The organism is Inquilinus ginsengisoli (genome assembly GCF_050434925.1).
Classification (GTDB): domain Bacteria; phylum Pseudomonadota; class Alphaproteobacteria; order DSM-16000; family Inquilinaceae; genus Inquilinus; species Inquilinus ginsengisoli_B.
Genome location: NZ_JBNDJK010000001.1, coordinates 4,906,134 through 4,921,490 on the forward strand (window position 1 = coordinate 4,906,134; position 15,357 = coordinate 4,921,490).

At 63.4% G+C, this 15,357-nt stretch carries 14 protein-coding genes; 11 read left to right on the plus strand and 3 right to left on the minus strand.

The window, feature by feature from the left end:
• The first annotated feature begins 3 nt into the window (after positions 1–3).
• Entirely contained in the window at positions 4–468 is a 465-nt protein-coding gene (locus tag QFZ27_RS23400; protein ID WP_429232485.1) for a YaiI/YqxD family protein, read from the plus strand.
• Positions 469–477: 9 nt separating this feature from the next.
• On the opposite strand, the gene QFZ27_RS23405 is transcribed toward QFZ27_RS23400, so the two are convergent.
• Both QFZ27_RS23405 and QFZ27_RS23410 read right to left on the minus strand, forming a co-directional pair.
• On the minus strand, positions 478–1,650 hold the full coding sequence (locus tag QFZ27_RS23405; protein WP_429228875.1) for a class I SAM-dependent methyltransferase: 1,173 nt from the start codon (positions 1,648–1,650) through the stop codon (positions 478–480).
• Positions 1,651–1,788: 138 nt separating this feature from the next.
• Complete coding sequence (locus tag QFZ27_RS23410) at positions 1,789–1,992, minus strand: hypothetical protein (protein ID WP_429228876.1); 204 nt, start codon at positions 1,990–1,992, stop codon at positions 1,789–1,791.
• 315 nt (positions 1,993–2,307) lie between these two features.
• Between QFZ27_RS23410 and QFZ27_RS23415 the strand changes: the two genes are divergently transcribed.
• The 3 genes from QFZ27_RS23415 to QFZ27_RS23425 all read left to right on the plus strand — a co-directional run bounded on the left by QFZ27_RS23415 (position 2,308) and on the right by QFZ27_RS23425 (position 4,539).
• On the plus strand, positions 2,308–3,600 hold the full coding sequence (locus QFZ27_RS23415; protein WP_429228877.1) for a tyrosine-type recombinase/integrase: 1,293 nt from the start codon (positions 2,308–2,310) through the stop codon (positions 3,598–3,600).
• 224 nt (positions 3,601–3,824) lie between these two features.
• Complete coding sequence (locus QFZ27_RS23420; protein ID WP_429228878.1) at positions 3,825–4,154, plus strand: hypothetical protein; 330 nt, start codon at positions 3,825–3,827, stop codon at positions 4,152–4,154.
• Positions 4,155–4,215: 61 nt separating this feature from the next.
• Positions 4,216–4,539 carry a hypothetical protein gene (locus QFZ27_RS23425; protein WP_429228879.1) on the plus strand — a complete coding sequence of 108 codons (324 nt, stop codon included), beginning with the start codon at positions 4,216–4,218 and terminating at the stop codon, positions 4,537–4,539.
• Between the two features lie 66 nt (positions 4,540–4,605).
• Here the strand turns inward: QFZ27_RS23425 and QFZ27_RS23430 are convergent, their stop codons facing one another.
• Positions 4,606–4,983 carry a hypothetical protein gene (locus QFZ27_RS23430; protein WP_429228880.1) on the minus strand — a complete coding sequence of 126 codons (378 nt, stop codon included), beginning with the start codon at positions 4,981–4,983 and terminating at the stop codon, positions 4,606–4,608.
• Positions 4,984–5,246: 263 nt separating this feature from the next.
• On the opposite strand from QFZ27_RS23430, the gene QFZ27_RS23435 reads away from it, so the two are divergent.
• From QFZ27_RS23435 to QFZ27_RS23465, 7 genes are all read left to right on the plus strand, one after another.
• Complete coding sequence (locus QFZ27_RS23435) at positions 5,247–5,450, plus strand: helix-turn-helix transcriptional regulator (protein ID WP_429228881.1); 204 nt, start codon at positions 5,247–5,249, stop codon at positions 5,448–5,450.
• A gap of 168 nt (positions 5,451–5,618) precedes the next feature.
• Positions 5,619–6,953, plus strand: coding sequence for a primase-helicase family protein (locus tag QFZ27_RS23440; RefSeq protein ID WP_429228882.1), 1,335 nt, complete (start codon positions 5,619–5,621; stop codon positions 6,951–6,953).
• A 214-nt stretch (positions 6,954–7,167) separates the two neighbouring features.
• Positions 7,168–7,689, plus strand: coding sequence for a hypothetical protein (locus tag QFZ27_RS23445; protein WP_429228883.1), 522 nt, complete (start codon positions 7,168–7,170; stop codon positions 7,687–7,689).
• Positions 7,690–7,858: 169 nt separating this feature from the next.
• Entirely contained in the window at positions 7,859–8,503 is a 645-nt protein-coding gene (locus tag QFZ27_RS23450; RefSeq protein WP_429228884.1) for a hypothetical protein, read from the plus strand.
• A 1-nt stretch (position 8,504) separates the two neighbouring features.
• A complete protein-coding gene (locus QFZ27_RS23455) occupies positions 8,505–11,192 on the plus strand; it encodes a phage tail tip lysozyme (protein ID WP_429228885.1) in 2,688 nt (895 codons plus the stop codon).
• Positions 11,192–12,862, plus strand: a complete 1,671-nt coding sequence (locus QFZ27_RS23460; RefSeq protein WP_429228886.1) for a hypothetical protein — start codon at positions 11,192–11,194, stop codon at positions 12,860–12,862. Before QFZ27_RS23455 ends, QFZ27_RS23460 begins: the two co-directional genes overlap by 1 nt.
• Positions 12,862–15,276 carry a hypothetical protein gene (locus tag QFZ27_RS23465; RefSeq protein WP_429228887.1) on the plus strand — a complete coding sequence of 805 codons (2,415 nt, stop codon included), beginning with the start codon at positions 12,862–12,864 and terminating at the stop codon, positions 15,274–15,276. The genes QFZ27_RS23460 and QFZ27_RS23465 overlap by 1 nt, the downstream gene beginning before the upstream one ends.
• Positions 15,277–15,357: the final 81 nt, after the last annotated feature.

Below are 15,357 nucleotides of genomic sequence, written 5' to 3' on the forward strand. Positions count from 1 at the left end.
CCGATCCGCATCCTCGTCGACGCCGATGCCTGCCCGGTGAAGGCCGAGATCTACCGCGTCGCCGAGCGCTACGGGCTGGACGTCTTCGTCGTCACCAATGGCGGGGTGCTGGTGCCGCGCGACCCGCGGATCCAACTGGTGATCGTCAGCGACGGCTTCGACGCCGCCGACGACTGGATCGCCGAGCGCTGCGGGCCGACCGACATCGTGGTCACCGCCGACATCCTGCTGGCCGACCGCTGCCTGAAGTCGGGCGCCACGGTGATCGGCAACACCGGCCGGCCGTTCACCAAGGAATCGATCGGCATGGCCCTGGCCAGCCGGGCGCTGATGGCCGATCTGCGCGCCATGGGCACGGTCGGCGGCGGCAACAAGCCGATGGTGGCCAAGGACAAATCCACCTTCCTGTCGGCGCTCGACGCCGCCGTGGTGCGGCTCAGGCGCGCTCCGCCGCCGCGTCCGGCCTGAGGGTCAGGGCTACCCCGCGAACTGCCCGTGTGGCGACACGATCATGTCCCGCGGCACACCCGCCTGCAGCAGCCCCTCGCCGATCTGGCGCTCGGACGGGAAGCTGGAGATCACCACCTTGCGGCCGCTGCGCAGCACGTCGTCGGGCGCGATCACGGCATGGCGGCCGACGCTGTGGCCGTGCTTCTGGGTGTCGCGGTCGGTGATCGCCAGGATCCGCGCATGGCGCTCCAGCGAGGTGCGTTCCAGCATGGTCGAGGTGTGCAGCCCGGCGCCCCAGACATAGACCTCCTCGCCCGGCCGGATGCCGGCCTGCAGCCGTTCCTCGACTGCGCCCCAGCGCCGCTTCTCGACCTGGCCATAGGCCTCGCAGAAGGCGCGGTTCTTTTCGAAGCCGCCGACCAGCGGCCGGTCGGGCTGCGGCGCCTGCTTGCGGGCCAGCACGGTGATCACGGGATAGGGGTAGTGCTCGACCGTGACCGGCGCCTGCAGGATGCCGAAGCCGCTGCGGGCCAGCAGGTTGTCCAGCGACGTCTCGTCGAAATAGTTGACGTGCTCCATCATGAACAGCCCGGGCGGGTTCACCTCCGGCGCGGCCAGGCACGGCACCTCGAGCAGCAGCAGCCCGCCCTCGGCCAGGGCCGCATGCACCCGCCGCAGCGTCGCCGCCGGGTCGTAGATGTGCTCCAGCACATGCGAGAAGGTGATCAGATCCTGGCCGGGACGATGCGGCAGCGCCTCCTCGTCGCCGCCGAGATCGACCTCGATGCCGTTGCGCTCGCGCGCCTGCTCGACCGCCTTGGGCGACAGGTCGCAGCCGGCGACGGCCCAGCCCAGCTTGCGGAAATGCCAGAGCATCGACCCGCTGGAGGAGCCGACATCGTACATCCGGCCGGGCCGCACGCCGTCGGCCTGGATCATGGCGATCATCCGCCGGGCGGTGTCGATCAGCGGTGGCTCGCCGCCGCCGAAGACGGTGTAGTTCGAGAAGGTCTGGTACTGGCGCAGCATGGTCTCGGGCGACACCGCGGGGTCCTGCAGCGTCAGGCCGCAATCGGAGCAGCAGCGCAGGGCGTAGGTGACGCGGCCGAGGCCGCAGACATACATCGCCGTCTCGAACACCGTCTCGCCCTCGGTCGAGCCGCAGACGAAGCAGGCGCGGCGGATGGTAGAATTCTGCATCAAAATCCCCCCGGAAACCTGATGTGCCCGGAAACGCCTGTAAACTCCCGGACATGCTTGGAAACACGGGGGGCAGGATAGGCGGCCGATCCTGATCTGTCACGCCCGGCACGGGGCGCCGGCGAGGATAGGGCTGGCCTATACCTCGACCAAATCGAGGCGTTTCTTGATCCGCTCGATGTCACCGGCCATCCGGTCAAGCCGCCGGGACACGCTGGCATACTGGCTCTCCAGATTGCCGACGCGTTCCTTCAGTTCGCCGAGGTCGGTCTTGACCTCGGCGATGTCACCGCGGATCGCACGGAGCAGATCCAGAACGACGTTGTCGGGCTTGTCGGTCATCTATCGGCCAGAACTGTCGATGGCTGTCGGCCAGCCTACACCAGAAATGGGGACGCTGCGAAAAGCGTAGAGAGCGCCGCCGCAGCCCGCGGAAGCCAAAAATGGTGCCGGATGCAGGGGTCGAACCCGCGACCTTCGGTTTACAAAACCGCTGCTCTTGTATTTCATGACATCGCACTGCATCGCACGACGTGCGCCGAACACGTGACAATCCGCCATGTCCAGCGCAATCTGTCTCTCACGAGTTCACACGGAACATCGCTGGTCACTGCACCGAAATGTGACCCCAGGTGTGACCCCGAGGGAAAGACGGACATGGCGAACAAGCGGCTGTCAGAAGAGTCAGTGAGGAAGATGCGCGCACCGGAGACGGGACGTGTGCAGGTGTACGACGCAGTGATGCCCGGTCTGGTGCTGCGCGTGTCGAGCACGGATGTCCGGTCATGGTCATTCGTGTATCGCATCAACGGCGCACAGAAGCGTCTGTCACTCGGCCAGTGGCCCGGCATGGGCGTTGCGCTGGCACGCGAGCATGCAGGCGACGCAGCAAAGATGGTGCAGCGTGGCGAAGATCCCGTTGCGGCACGCAAGGCGGAAGCGGAGACGGCACGGACAGCCGTCACCGTCGCACAGTTGGTGGACGATTTCACCGAGAAGCACATCAAGCGCAACATGCGTGGCGGCGCACCGGAAGCGGAACGCCTGCTGCGCAAGAACGTCGTGCCAGTGCTCGGCAAGAAGCTGGTCAAGGACGTGACGGCTGCGGATGTGCGCGCGCTGTTGGACGACATGCTCAGTCACGCGCCCGTGTCGGCAAATCGCACGCGCACGGTGCTCCACAAGCTGTTCGATTGGGCCATGGAGCGCGACATCGTGACGACGAACGTGGTGAAGCGCGTCGCACCGGTCACGCAAGAGACGGCGAAAGACCGTGTGCTGTCCGATGCGGAGCTTGTGGAAGTCTGGCACGCAGCGGGCAAGCTGGGCTGGCCATTCGGCAATGTGTTCCGTCTGTTGATGGTCACGGCGGCACGTCGCAGCGAGATTGCAGAACTGGAGCGCACGGAGGTTGCACCGGACGGTGAGAGCATCGTCATCAAGGCCGAACGCATGAAAGCCGGCCTGCCGCACGTCATTGCGTTGTCCTCGCTGGGACAGGCCGAACTCGCGGCGGCACCGATGATGCATCAGCCGGACACGAACCCGCCCAAGCCCAGCGTGCATGTGTTCACCACGAACGGCACAACGCCTGTCAGCGGGTGGAGCCGGGCGAAGTCACGCATCGACAAACTCATTCTCGACGCGCGACGCGAGGACATGAAGCGTCACGGGGCGGACCCGGCCGATGCACAGGCCATGCCTGAGTGGACAGTGCACGATCTGCGTCGCACCGCTGCAACCGGAATGGCCCGCATCGGCATCGACTTCATGGTCATCGGCGCCGTGCTGGCACATTCGCAGCGCCGGCACGTCGGGATCACGGCAACGTACGCACGGCACAGGTTCGACGTGGAGAAGAAGCGTGCTTTGGAGGTGTGGGGAATGCACCTGCAACACCTTCTCTCTCCCAAAACCGACAACGTGGTGTCATTTCCGGCAAGTGCTTGATCTTGCGGTGCTTTTTGTCTGTGACAGCGTGACGGCACCCGTCTTGTCGGCACCGGCACCACTCGCAACTCGTGTTGTGAAGTGCAGTGGAGTGGATTTGGGCCAGTGATTGCGTCTGTTGTATGTCCATGCCGCGCCAGGGAGGCAGAGACCAGCGCCGGATTTGACAATTGGGGTTGCTCTGTACTGTAATTACTCAATGAATTGTTCAAGGATGTTCAACGATGATCGAGCAAGAGCGCAGAACTGAGCTTCGGACATTTCTCGCCAGTGTCGCCGTGTCTGCTGCTCTGGTGATCCCTGTTACTCTGATCCTTCCCAGAGCAGGTGACGGGTACGAGGAACGCGTGTCCGGCCGGCCGGTGCAGGAGCAGACAGCAGAACCGGCGCCAGCGCATGTGCAGACTGCCACGGCCGAGCCGATCGTCATCGTGAAGTGGACGCTTGAAGCCGAACCGACGTGGTATGTCGGCCCGCTGTCCACGCAGCGTGAGCGGATGATCTTCTGTCTGCAGAAGCCCAAATACTGCACGATCGAGATGCGCGGAGGCTGATGCAGAGCCGATCCGTGGTACGCTGCACCCGTTTCAACCGCCATTTAAACGGGAGGCAAGAATGCCGATTGGAGAATCCGATTTCGAGATTGTGGACATCAACCAACGGACCGGCGCGGATGGTCTGGTATTTGGGACCGTCGTTTTCGTTGAAGATGACAAGCTCGTCGGTGGAGGCGACGTTGCGCACATCACGTCAGTGAAAGTTCGGATCGTGGCGACCGATGGTGCAACATTGCACCAAATTCGAGAGGATCTTTACAGGACGGCGGTGAACCAATTGCGTCGTGTACTCAATCGAACGAAGGGGAAGACCGCGGCTGACTTAACATCTGCCTCAGAGAAAAAGATGGCAGAGGTTCAACCCGGTGATTTCGCTCCCTGATCGCCATCTGACCATCTCCGGAACAAGGAAGCCCGGCTTAACGACCGGGCTTCTTTTGCGAGCAGTTCACCCCGCGTACGGTTCCGGCGGTGGCAGCACTGCTGGTGCTTCCTCCGTCTCGCCGTGCTGTTCAACGCCGCGCATCGCTGCCGCTTCCGCACCGTTCACAAGACAGAACGGCCCGTCTGTCTCAACACCGTTGATGTTGCTGCCGATCACGATCGTCATGCGGTTCTCAACCTGCAATTCGATCTGCTGACGCGCCTTGCCGTCGAGACGGTTGCCAATCTCTTGGATGGCGCTGCTTTCGCCTTCCATCGCTTGTTCGACCAACTTGTCAGCGATGGCTTCGAGACGACGACGCTTGTCCTTCGCAGACACCGCACGGTTTACCGCCTTGCGTATCGCTGCTGCGAAAGCGCGTTCTGTTTTGTGATCAGCCATCGTTCGTGATCCGTCTCGCGTGTTGCGTGGTGCCTTGAATTGTACCCGCCCGCTTGAAGATCCGCACGCACTTGTGCAATGGAACCATCGACGGAGAGAGGTTGCTGCGGCAGGCACGAGCCAATTGCGGACAGTGTCTGCAGAAACCGCATGAAAATGCAGACAATGTACACAATGCTTTTATTGCATGGCTTCTCGAATTGATCTTCAAGAGCGCTCGGCCCATCCTTCTGGTGTGCAGTAATTCTCAGAGGTCATCAGAGATGGAAGAGATCATCCGCGTCGACGAGGTGGTCAGGATCACCGGCATGCCAGTCAGCACCCTGTACCGCTGGATCGAGGAAGGCCGGTTCCCGCGACAGGTGAAGCTCGGCCCGCGCGCGGTGGGCTGGTACCGCCGCGAGGTGAAGGAGTGGGCCGACAACCGGCCCCGGAAGCCCGCCGCCGGCTCACAGCACGCGACCTGACGGCCGGGCAGGGGCGGCCGGGCAGGGGACCGGCCAAAAGAAAGCCCCGGCTTGGGGGGGGGGGGCCAAGCCGGGGTCAGGTGCCAGACGACGTGACGTACCAACAAAGAAGACGAGAGATCGAAGCAACGCGCAAGGGTCAGAACCAATGCAGAAAGATCCGTCGCCATGAGCAAGAAAAATGATGCCACAAGCGCGGCATCGGTACAATCAAAACTGAAGACACGATACATCTTCATCATCAGAAGTGCTGCGTTTTGGGATCAGAGCATGCGGACATTCGTCGAACCGCGTGCACTGGATCTTGCCTTTGCCAGAACGAAGTTGAAAGTACCCGGCAGCGACGATCTGGTTTCCGCAACGATGTACGCGAGGCATTGCGGCTGGGATGCTGACGACATCTCGTTCATGCCAGGGGAAGACGAGTTCTTCGATGAACGCGGCGTCCGGTACTTCAACCTCTGGCGGCCGACGACGGTTCGCGCGGTTGAAGACGACGTAACACCGTTCGTCGAGCACGCACGGTACATCCTCGATGGTGATGAAGTCGCCATTCGATATGTGCTCGACTTCATGGCACATGTCGTGCAGCACCCGAGCAAGAAAGTGCGCAGCGCCGTGCTGATCACGTCGCAGAAACACGGTGTCGGAAAGTCAACCATCGCCGAGATGTTTGCAAAGGTCGTTGGTGTTGATCACGCGAAAGCGATTGAGACGCGACAACTGCTGTCACCGTTCAACGGATGGTTGAAAGACGCGCTGTTCGTCTGGGTTAACGAATTGAAAGTCCCGAGGCAGTCAGAGATTACCGGCGTTCTGAAAGAGTTGATCACGACTGACGAAATGCAGATCAACGAGAAGCACCAGCCGGTACGCAAGATCAGGCAGTTTGCGAACTTCATGCTGTTCTCGAACCACGAAGACGCAATGCCTGTCGAGCAGAGCGACCGGCGCATCTTCGTGCATCACTCCAAAGCGGCGCCGCGTGATCGTGCGTATTACGACGGTCTCTGGCACTGGTTCGACCATGGCGGTGCCGAGGCTCTGTTGTACTTCCTGCGGCACCGGGACATCCGCGAGTTTGATCGCAACGCACCAGCGCCGATGTCGGATGACAAGGCGTTGTCGCAGCAGGCGAGCCGGCCACCATGGCAACAGCACCTGGACGCCGCACTTGCAGCCGGTGCGGACCCGTTCGCGCGCGATATCGTGAGTGTTCCGGACATCGCGGATCACTTAAAGGGCGCGACCGGTCTCACCGTCTCTCTGCACAAGGTCGGCCAGTGGTTGCGAGACATCGGCGCGGCCGACCTTGGCGTGATCCGCGTCAAGAGCACCGGGTCGAACCAGACGCCGAAGCTGTGGGCAGCGCGGCAGCCGGAGTTCTGGCGGGCGGTGCCTCCGGGTGACGTGGCACAGCACTTCGTCAGGGGTGCCCGGCCCGCCCCGGCGCCTGTGACCGGGCCGAGCCGGCGGGTTTGTACCCTGCTGCTGCCATCGTGAGCGGGCCGGTGTTTGTGTCGTTTCCCCCAAAAGGGAACAACTTTTTACTTACAGATCCATCCACCCACCTTTTTCTCACTCTTAAATGGAAACAAGGGAAACAGAGGAGAGAAGTGCAGGTAAATCAAGGTGTTGCCCCGTTTCCTTGTCGGTTTCCCTGGGCAACATCGAAGGGACACAGGGAAACCCACCGGACCAACAGAGGATGCTGACAATGAGCACTCAGAAGTACGAAATCTCCGCAACCGACATGGCGATGTTGCGTCAACTCACGCTCGACTTGCGCGGCTCGCGCTGGTTCGAGAGATCGACCGACACGCGGTACGAGTACGACTTATGGGCGGAGTATCTGCCGAAACGGTTCGACAAAGACGCAGGCGTGTTCCGTCTGGAGAAAGAAAAGGTCGAAGCGCTGCGCGGTGGATTGCTCGACCACAACGTGCCGATGCATGTCATGCGGCGACATGGATCGTACGATCACGCTGATGCGCTGAAATGGCACGTCAATCCGCAGGTTGCAAGCGAGTTGCGACCAGAACAGCAGCACTGGCTGCGCAAGTTGTCGATGTTGATCGATCCGGATTTCTGCGAGCGGATGGAGAAGCGCGCAGCGGCGTTCGAACATCAGTGGCGCAAGCGTATCGATGCGCTGTTGAAACAGCAGTACGACGAGTGGTGGGCGTCGCTGTCGGAAGAAGAACGCAAAAAGTATCTCGACAAGGGCGATGATGCGTAAGCGGAGCAACGTTCGCAACGCGTGTTGTGAACGAGAGAAGATTGGCCAACCGTGAAGTAAAAGGTCGAGTGGTACCAGAAGAAATGGGCCATTGATTTGACAATGGGGCCGGACAGAGGGACAATTATCAAAACCCAGAGGCCGGCCCCAAAGTACAGGAACAGACCAGATGGCGAAGGCGAGTGAGAAGAGCAACGTTGTTCCGTTGTTTCCAACTGTCGAACAGGTGCAAGCGGCGCTGTCAAAAGCCGAACGTGATCAGAAGGAAGCGTTCGATGCTCACGTGGCGGTGGTGGATGATCTGCTTGCTGCCGACAAGTACGATTACAACACTCCGCAGTTGATCGAAGCGCGACGGCGGATGCTCGCCACTGTGGCGACGTTGGACGAGACGCGCCTTGCACTCGTCCGTGCCCAGGAACGCGCAGAATTTGCGGCTGCTGAGGCGCAGCGGGTGAAGGACGAAGAGCGGTATCACACCGCGCTTGCGATGGTCCCGCGCTTCCTGGAACTCGCCGAGCCGGTCGGGTTCACACGCGGTGCCAATCTGGAAGTGCTCGACGCCTTCAATCGACATGGCAACGAGATGCTGCGCACGCTCGGCCGCCGTGCTCCGGACGGTGCGCATGCGAACTTGCATGACTTGATCGCGAATGCGGCGATGCGCCCGCTGCCTGTTGATGATCCGACGATCAAGCCGGGACGCGCACGGAACTTCGTCGATCTGGTCGAGCAGTCGCTTACCTGGTGGTTCGGCATCAACCGAGAGGCTGTGCAGCAGTTGCGCGACAGCGCTGCAGCGGGAGGGCAGTGACATGGCCGTGCGCCTTCTCCCATACGAACAACAGACTGCCGCTTCCGGGGAGATGCAGTCGCAGCGCGTGCCGGTGGATACGTCAGCCGGCGCCGGCATGGCTGCTGTCGGCGGTGCACTGCAGGGTGCGGGGCGTTTGGTCGAGCAGATCGACGACGACAGCGCGCGCGCCGAAGCAGCGAAGGCGATCAATCAGAAGGAAATCGACGACGCTGCGGATCTGCAGCAGCAGAGTCAGGCGGCAATTGCAAATCCGAACGGCTTCGGTGAGCGGTATCTCGGCAGTTACGACAAGCGCACCGAGAAATGGCTGTCTGGGTTTGGTGGCCGAACGCGTCATTACCTTGATCGAATGGTGCCGCAGCTTCGTCAGAAGTACGGCACGACTGCAATCGATTGGGAGTTTGGCGCCAAGAGGGCGCGCACTGCTGCGGATCTTGGCACGGCATACGACAACGTCATGGCAGGCGTTGCGCAGGGCAGCATTGATGCCGATGAAGCACGCAAGCGCGCGAAGATCATCACCGACCAATACGCGTCGAGCGGCGCTGCTGATCCGGGTGTGCTTGCGAAAATGCAGACCGGCGTCGATCAGGACATCTCGTGGTACTCGTTGTCTGGACAACTCCAGCATGACCCGGCGACTGCTGCACGTCGCCTCGGTGTTGCACCAGATGCCGACGCGTTCCGCAGCAATGCCAACGCGCGTGTGATTTGGGATCGGCTGTTGCCGGTGCTCGGCCCGGTCGGCACGGCCGGATTGATGTCGGCACTCTCCACCGAGGCGCCAGGGTTCGACCCGTCCGCTGTCAATCCGGTATCCGGCGCAACCGGCATCGCGCAATGGCTCGGCGACCGCAAGACGACGCTGCAAGCACGCGGCAACTCGCAGACGATTGGCGTGCAGTTGGAGCATCTTGTCAGCGAGTTGCAGACCAGCGAGAGCAAATGGGCGGAGCGGCTGCGCAACGCGAAGACGTTGGATGAAGCCGTGGATGCTGCGGCCGGGTTCGAACGGAACGAAGGATGGTCCGAAGGCAATCCGCGCGGTTCCGTCACGTGGGAGCAGTCGCGCAGGAACGCTGACAGCATCGCTGCGGCGTTCGGCGGCGGTGCACCAATCGATCCGGCGCTGATCAAAGATCTGTCGCCTGACCAGTTGCTTGCACTGCGCAGCAAGGCCGAAACGGAAGTGAAGCAGCAGCAGGCGCAGCGTCGTGCAGCGCTGGTGCCGGTTGTCGAGAACCACGAAGCGGCGTTCGACATCGGCGACACGGTGCAGAACCCGCTGACACGCGGTGACTTCATCGACGCGCTCGGCCCCGTGCAGGGACCGCAGGCGTTCAGCGAATACGACGCGAAGCGCGACATCGGTATGGCCACGGCGACGCTGCGCACGATGCCGGCGGCACAGATCGCGGAGACGGTGGCCGGAATGCGTCCGACCGATCCGAACGCATCGGATTACGCGGTGCGATTGAAGGGCTGGTCCGATGCATCCGCTGCTGCGAACCGCATTGCAGAGGCACGCGCGCAAGATCCGGCCGGCTTCGTGCAGAACACGTTCCCGGCGGTGCGGCAGGCATGGGCGGGCGTGGACGTGAACGATCCGGCTGCACTCGACGCTGCTGCCGGTCTGACGTTGGCGACGCAAGCACAGATCGGCATCGCCGGCAGTGCTGCGCATGCGTTGCCCGATCGCATCCGGGCGCAGTTGGTCCAGCAGGTGCAGGGCACGGCGCCGCGAGCGCGTGCGGAGTTCTTCCGTTCGCTGAACACGCCGAGCGGGGCGGCGGTGCTGCGCGATCTGACGACAGGCGAGCATGCGCTGTCGCCGCTGAACACCGTGCTTGCGTCACTCGGCGGTGATCCTGTCGCACAGACCGTGTTGGCGAAGGCGCTTGCTGCGGAGGAAGAGGACAAGGGCAGCGGGCGGAAGTCGGTGGGTGAGGCTGCGAACGGCGCGGACGGTCTCGACGCGCGCGTTGACGCTGACATGGAGCCGGTTCGGCGCGTGCTGAACGCGAGCGGTGCACCGCAGTCCACCGTCGCCTCGCTGATGGATGCGGCCAAGCTGATGTCGTATCAGCTTTACAGCGGCGACACCGCAGCAGCGTCGAAACGCGCTGTCGAGATGTTGACCGCTGACAACGATGTCGTCGACGAACCCGGTTCGATGCTCGCGCTGGTGCCGAAGGGACTCGGCGAGCGTGCGCAGGAACTCGGCGAGCGCATGAAGGGGCGTGGTCTTCGCGCACCTGCGACGGACATCGACGCGCTGCGCAGGGAAGCGTTGACGCTGAACGACTTGCAGTTGCTCGCACCGTCTGTGCCCGGTGAGAGCGACGACGCGCGAGCCTCCGCGACGTGGAACAGGTTCCTGGCCGGGACATTCGTGCAGGCATCGGACGGCAGCGGTCTTGTGCTGGTGGACCCGAACGGTTCGTTCATCTTCAAACGCGACGGCACGCCCGTTGCTCTGTCGTTCGACACGATCCGCACCGCGCAGCCGGACACGACGGTGCATGTGCCAGGCCGTGCAGTGCCGCCGACCGTCGCCACGCCGCGTGCAGATGCAGCGACACAGTTCGTGCCGACGCCAGAGAACACGGGCGTGCCGGCCGACGTGCTGCAAGAGAACGAACGCAGGCGGCAAGAACAGCGGCGTAAGCTGCAGGACGGTGAGTGATGGTCGCGCTGACATGGCAACCGACTTCACCGCTCGCATCCGGTGAAGCGACGACAGCAGATGCACCGGTCACGTGGTGGCAGGGCATGGGCGCCGCCGCATCGGAAGGTCTGGCGAGCGCACCGGGGCCGACACTGCTGCGCGAGGCAGGGCGCGGATACGAAGAGCGCACGAACCCATCGCCTGTGCTGTCTGCTGACGAACTCAACGCGCGGTTCGGTGCATCCGGTCTGAAATTCGACGGCCCGATGCAGGAAGGCACCGCGCGCGAGATGGCGCAACTGCATGCGGAGCAGCAGCAGCGGGCGGCGATGCAAGAGCGTGCGGGCATCGGTTTCGTCCCGCGCTTTGCAGCCGGGCTTGTCGGTGCTGCTGCTGATCCTGTCAGTCTCGCCGCTGGTGTGCTGCCCGGTGCTGCGCTCGCACGTGCCGGTTTCGCAGCGCGCTCGACACTGGCCGGCCGCATGGCTGTCAGTGCAGCGGAGGGCGCGGCCGGCACTGCGTTGGCGGTACCGATCACTGCTGCAATCGCACCGGGCGAAGGGCGGCAGTACGGCGCAGCGGATGCGTTGATGGACATCGCCTTTGGCGGCGTGTTCGGCGCGCTGACACCGCTTGCCGGTGCCGGTCTGCATGCCGGGATCGAGCGATACGCACGGATGCGCACGACTGGCGAGCCGATGCCGGTGCTGTCGCAGGCGATGGAAGCGGCGCCGATCGAGGTGCGCGACATGGCGTTGCGCACTGCGGTGTCACAGGTGATGGAAGGCCGGCCCGTGGACATCGGCCCGGTTGTCGCTCGCGCATTGTCGTATTCGACGGACCTGCTGCGGCCGGCATCACGCGAGGTGAACGACATCGCCGCACGTGCTGCGGATGTCGTCGCGCGATCGACACAGGTGCGGCCGAGCGGACAACCGGTGATCGAGCGCAACGCGATGAAAGTCGGCGCTGTCGGCGGACGGGGACCAGACGGACGGCCGATTGAGATCACGTGGGGCCGCGTCGGTGATGTTGGCGTTGCGGTGCTGCCGGATGACTTGCAGAAGATCGGTCCGGTGTCGTCCACGATGACGCCTGTTCGCTCGACAGAGACGCGCACGGAATGGGCCGTAACGCGCGAGCCTGACAACCGCGTGCTGTCGATCACGCGCACGGCGACACCGGACGGCGGCGAGCGTTGGAATGTGCGCGTGCTGCCGAAGGGTGAGCGTCCGGAACGCCTGTCGCAGTTCATCGGCCGTGACGTGCCGACTGTGAGCAGCGGTGACGCGGTGCCAACTGCAGCAGGCGTGTCGGTGATGACGGCCAGCGCTGCGGATGTAAGCGATCCGGCGTTCATCGGCGCATGGGCCCGTGCTCAGGCGACGCGGTGGAGCGATCCGGCGGACGCTGCGGCATCGGTGGCGGCAGATGCACGCGTGGATGCGGTGCCGGAGCCGCGCGCCCGTGCACCGGAGCAGGCAATCGGCACTGCGACGGCGGACGTGAGCGAGCTCGACGCGCTGTTGGCACAGGACAGCGCTGTCTTGGACGACATGCGCGCTCGCGGCGTGATCGACGCGGCGGACGAAGCGGAAATCCGCACAGCAGATGAAGACATCGCACGCACTGACACCGTTGCGGATGCGCGCGGCAAGGCAGCGCTGTGCATGGCAGGAGCGGCGTGATGGCAGCGAACAAATTCCAAGGGTGCATCAACGCCGTTGTCGAGGCGCTGGCCGGCAAGCTGTCGGCAGACGAGGTGTCCAGCATCGTCGATGACATCGAACGTGCTGCGGCAAACGGTGATCCTGCCGGCTCGCGCACGACACGGCTCGGCCAAGCTGCGCGCGTGCTGAACGAACGCGACACGCTCGCGGCGAAGATGCGCAAGCGGCACGCGATCTTGCAGGTGCAGAAGCGCAAGGGCGTGCAACAGCGCATCGCGGACAGCGGGCGGAAGGCGACGGACGAACTCGACACGATCCTGTCCGGCTCTGTCGGTGGCACCCGTGGTGCTGGTGACAGCATTGACGCGCGCAAGCATGCGCTCGAAGCGACGTGGATCGGCGGGCTGATGCACGATCTGCGTGCGGCCGGTGTCGAGGCACGGTTGCGCAATGGCTTGCTCGACTTCGGCCGGGATGTCGCGTTCGAGCGGAAGGTTGCAATCGAGCGTGCCATTACGAACGGCAGCAAGGTCGATCAGGCAACCGGTGACAAGAATGCATGGGCTGTTGGGAGCATCCTTGCGAAGTGGGACAAGGCAACCCGTCTCGCGCGCAACGATGCGGGTGCATTCATCGGCCGCATCGACGGATACAGCGGATACCAGTCTCACGACGTGGTGAAGATCCGCAAAGCTGGTGAGGCAGTGTGGAAACAGGCGATCCGTGAGCACTTCGACATGGCGAAGTCGTTCCCGGATGCAGATGCGGCGCGTGTCGACGACATCCTGCACGACGTGTTCCAGGACATCGTTGTTGGCTGGGATGCCGCGATGGATGCCCGCAGCATGGCCGCGCGTCTGTCCACTCGGCGCGTGCTGATCGCGAAAGATGCGACGCACGGCTTTGCGTATCAGGAACAGTTCGGCCAGGGCGGCACGTTCGAGGGCGCGTTCGGCAACATCCAGACAGCAGCGCGTGACGTGGCGTTGATGGAACGGTTCGGTCCGAACCCGCAGGCGACGTTCGATGCCGTGATCCGCGCAGAGATCGAGCGCGCGAAGGCATCCGGTGATCTGACAGAAGCGGCGCGGCTGCTGGAGCAGACGAAGACAGCGGGCATGTCACCGACGCTGGCCGACGTGTTCGACGCAGTGTCAGGCAAGGCGAACGTGCCGGGCAATCCGACGTTCGCACATTGGGCGCAGGGCGTGCGCAACCTGCAAAGCCTGTCGAGGCTCGGCGGCATGACGCTCTCCGCACTGCCGGACATCGCCGTGCGTGCATCGGTGCTGCGTCACAACGGCGTCGGCTTGCTCGAAGGCATCGCAGACAGCGTGACATCGCTTGCGCGCGGACGCGGGAAGGGCGAACTGCGCGAGATCGCGGACACGCTCGGCGTTGGCATCGACGGCGTGCTCGGCAACATCGCATCGCGCATCAGTGCAGCAGATGGCCCGCCCGGTGCAGCGGCGTCGATGCTCGGCAAGCTGATGAAGGTGAACCTTGCCGAGTTCTGGCAAGACAGCATGTCCACAGGCGTCGGGCTGATGCTGTCGCGAAACCTCGCTCGGCGTGCCGGTGATGCGTTCGACTCGCTGCCACGGCTGTTGCAGGTGAACTTGCAGCGGTACGGCATCGACGCTGCGCAGTGGGACGCGATCCGTGCGAGCGGTGTGCGCACCGTGGACGGCCAGGCATTCTTGACCGGCGAGGGCATCGCCGACGCGGAGATGCGCGGCCGGCTGCAAACGTACTTCGTCGATCAGGCGCGCGAGGCGATGACGATGCCGGGCGCGCGTGAACGTGCATGGACGACGCAGTTTGGCGCGCCGGGCACGCTGGCCGGTGAGGGCGCGCGCTTTTTCATGCAGTTCAAACAGTACCCGATGACGTATCTGCGCCGGCATTGGGGCCGAGAGTTGAAGCGCGACGGCATCGACGGTTTCGGCATCGCATTCATGATCGCGACAACCACGGTGCTCGGTTACGCGAGCATGGTTGCGAAGGATCTGGCGAAGGGCAGGGAACCGCGCGACACAGCCGACCCGAAAACGTGGGGTGCAGCATTCGTGCAAGGCGGCGGTGCCGGCATCATGGGTGATTTCCTGTTCGGCCAGTACAACCGGTTCGGACAGGGGCCGCTCGAAACACTCGGCGGGCCGACTGTCAGCACAGCAAGTGACTTCGTGCGGCTGCTGTCCAAGTTACGCGATGGTGACGTGGACGAAGGCACGGGCGCATCTGCTGTGCGGTTCGTCACGAACAACGCACCCGGTGCGAACCTGTTCTACACGCGTGCAGCACTCGATTACCTGCTGCTTTGGCATCTGCAAGAGATGCTGAACCCTGGAGCAATGCGGCGCATGGAGCGACGTGTCGAGCGCGAGAACGGACAGCAGTTCTGGCTTCGGCCGAGTGAAGCAGTCAACTGAGGTGGTAACATGGCAAAGCGAACACCTTCAATCCAAACCCGGTTGCGGCGGATCAAGGCAATGATGCGCCGGATGATCGAG

What these genes read in the sequence shown, in the direction of transcription:
- QFZ27_RS23465 (WP_429228887.1), top strand. Translation starts at nt 12,862, where the DNA reads ATGGCAGCGAACAAATTCCAAGGGTGCATCAACGCCGTTGTCGAGGCG.
- QFZ27_RS23450 (WP_429228884.1), top strand. Translation starts at nt 7,859, where the DNA reads ATGGCGAAGGCGAGTGAGAAGAGCAACGTTGTTCCGTTGTTTCCAACT.
- QFZ27_RS23425 (WP_429228879.1), top strand. Translation starts at nt 4,216, where the DNA reads ATGCCGATTGGAGAATCCGATTTCGAGATTGTGGACATCAACCAACGG.
- QFZ27_RS23410 (WP_429228876.1), bottom strand. Translation starts at nt 1,992, where the DNA reads ATGACCGACAAGCCCGACAACGTCGTTCTGGATCTGCTCCGTGCGATC.
- QFZ27_RS23435 (WP_429228881.1), top strand. Translation starts at nt 5,247, where the DNA reads ATGGAAGAGATCATCCGCGTCGACGAGGTGGTCAGGATCACCGGCATG.
- QFZ27_RS23420 (WP_429228878.1), top strand. Translation starts at nt 3,825, where the DNA reads ATGATCGAGCAAGAGCGCAGAACTGAGCTTCGGACATTTCTCGCCAGT.
- QFZ27_RS23430 (WP_429228880.1), bottom strand. Translation starts at nt 4,983, where the DNA reads ATGGCTGATCACAAAACAGAACGCGCTTTCGCAGCAGCGATACGCAAG.
- QFZ27_RS23440 (WP_429228882.1), top strand. Translation starts at nt 5,619, where the DNA reads ATGAGCAAGAAAAATGATGCCACAAGCGCGGCATCGGTACAATCAAAA.
- QFZ27_RS23455 (WP_429228885.1), top strand. Translation starts at nt 8,505, where the DNA reads ATGGCCGTGCGCCTTCTCCCATACGAACAACAGACTGCCGCTTCCGGG.
- QFZ27_RS23415 (WP_429228877.1), top strand. Translation starts at nt 2,308, where the DNA reads ATGGCGAACAAGCGGCTGTCAGAAGAGTCAGTGAGGAAGATGCGCGCA.
- QFZ27_RS23460 (WP_429228886.1), top strand. Translation starts at nt 11,192, where the DNA reads ATGGTCGCGCTGACATGGCAACCGACTTCACCGCTCGCATCCGGTGAA.
- QFZ27_RS23405 (WP_429228875.1), bottom strand. Translation starts at nt 1,650, where the DNA reads ATGCAGAATTCTACCATCCGCCGCGCCTGCTTCGTCTGCGGCTCGACC.
- QFZ27_RS23445 (WP_429228883.1), top strand. Translation starts at nt 7,168, where the DNA reads ATGAGCACTCAGAAGTACGAAATCTCCGCAACCGACATGGCGATGTTG.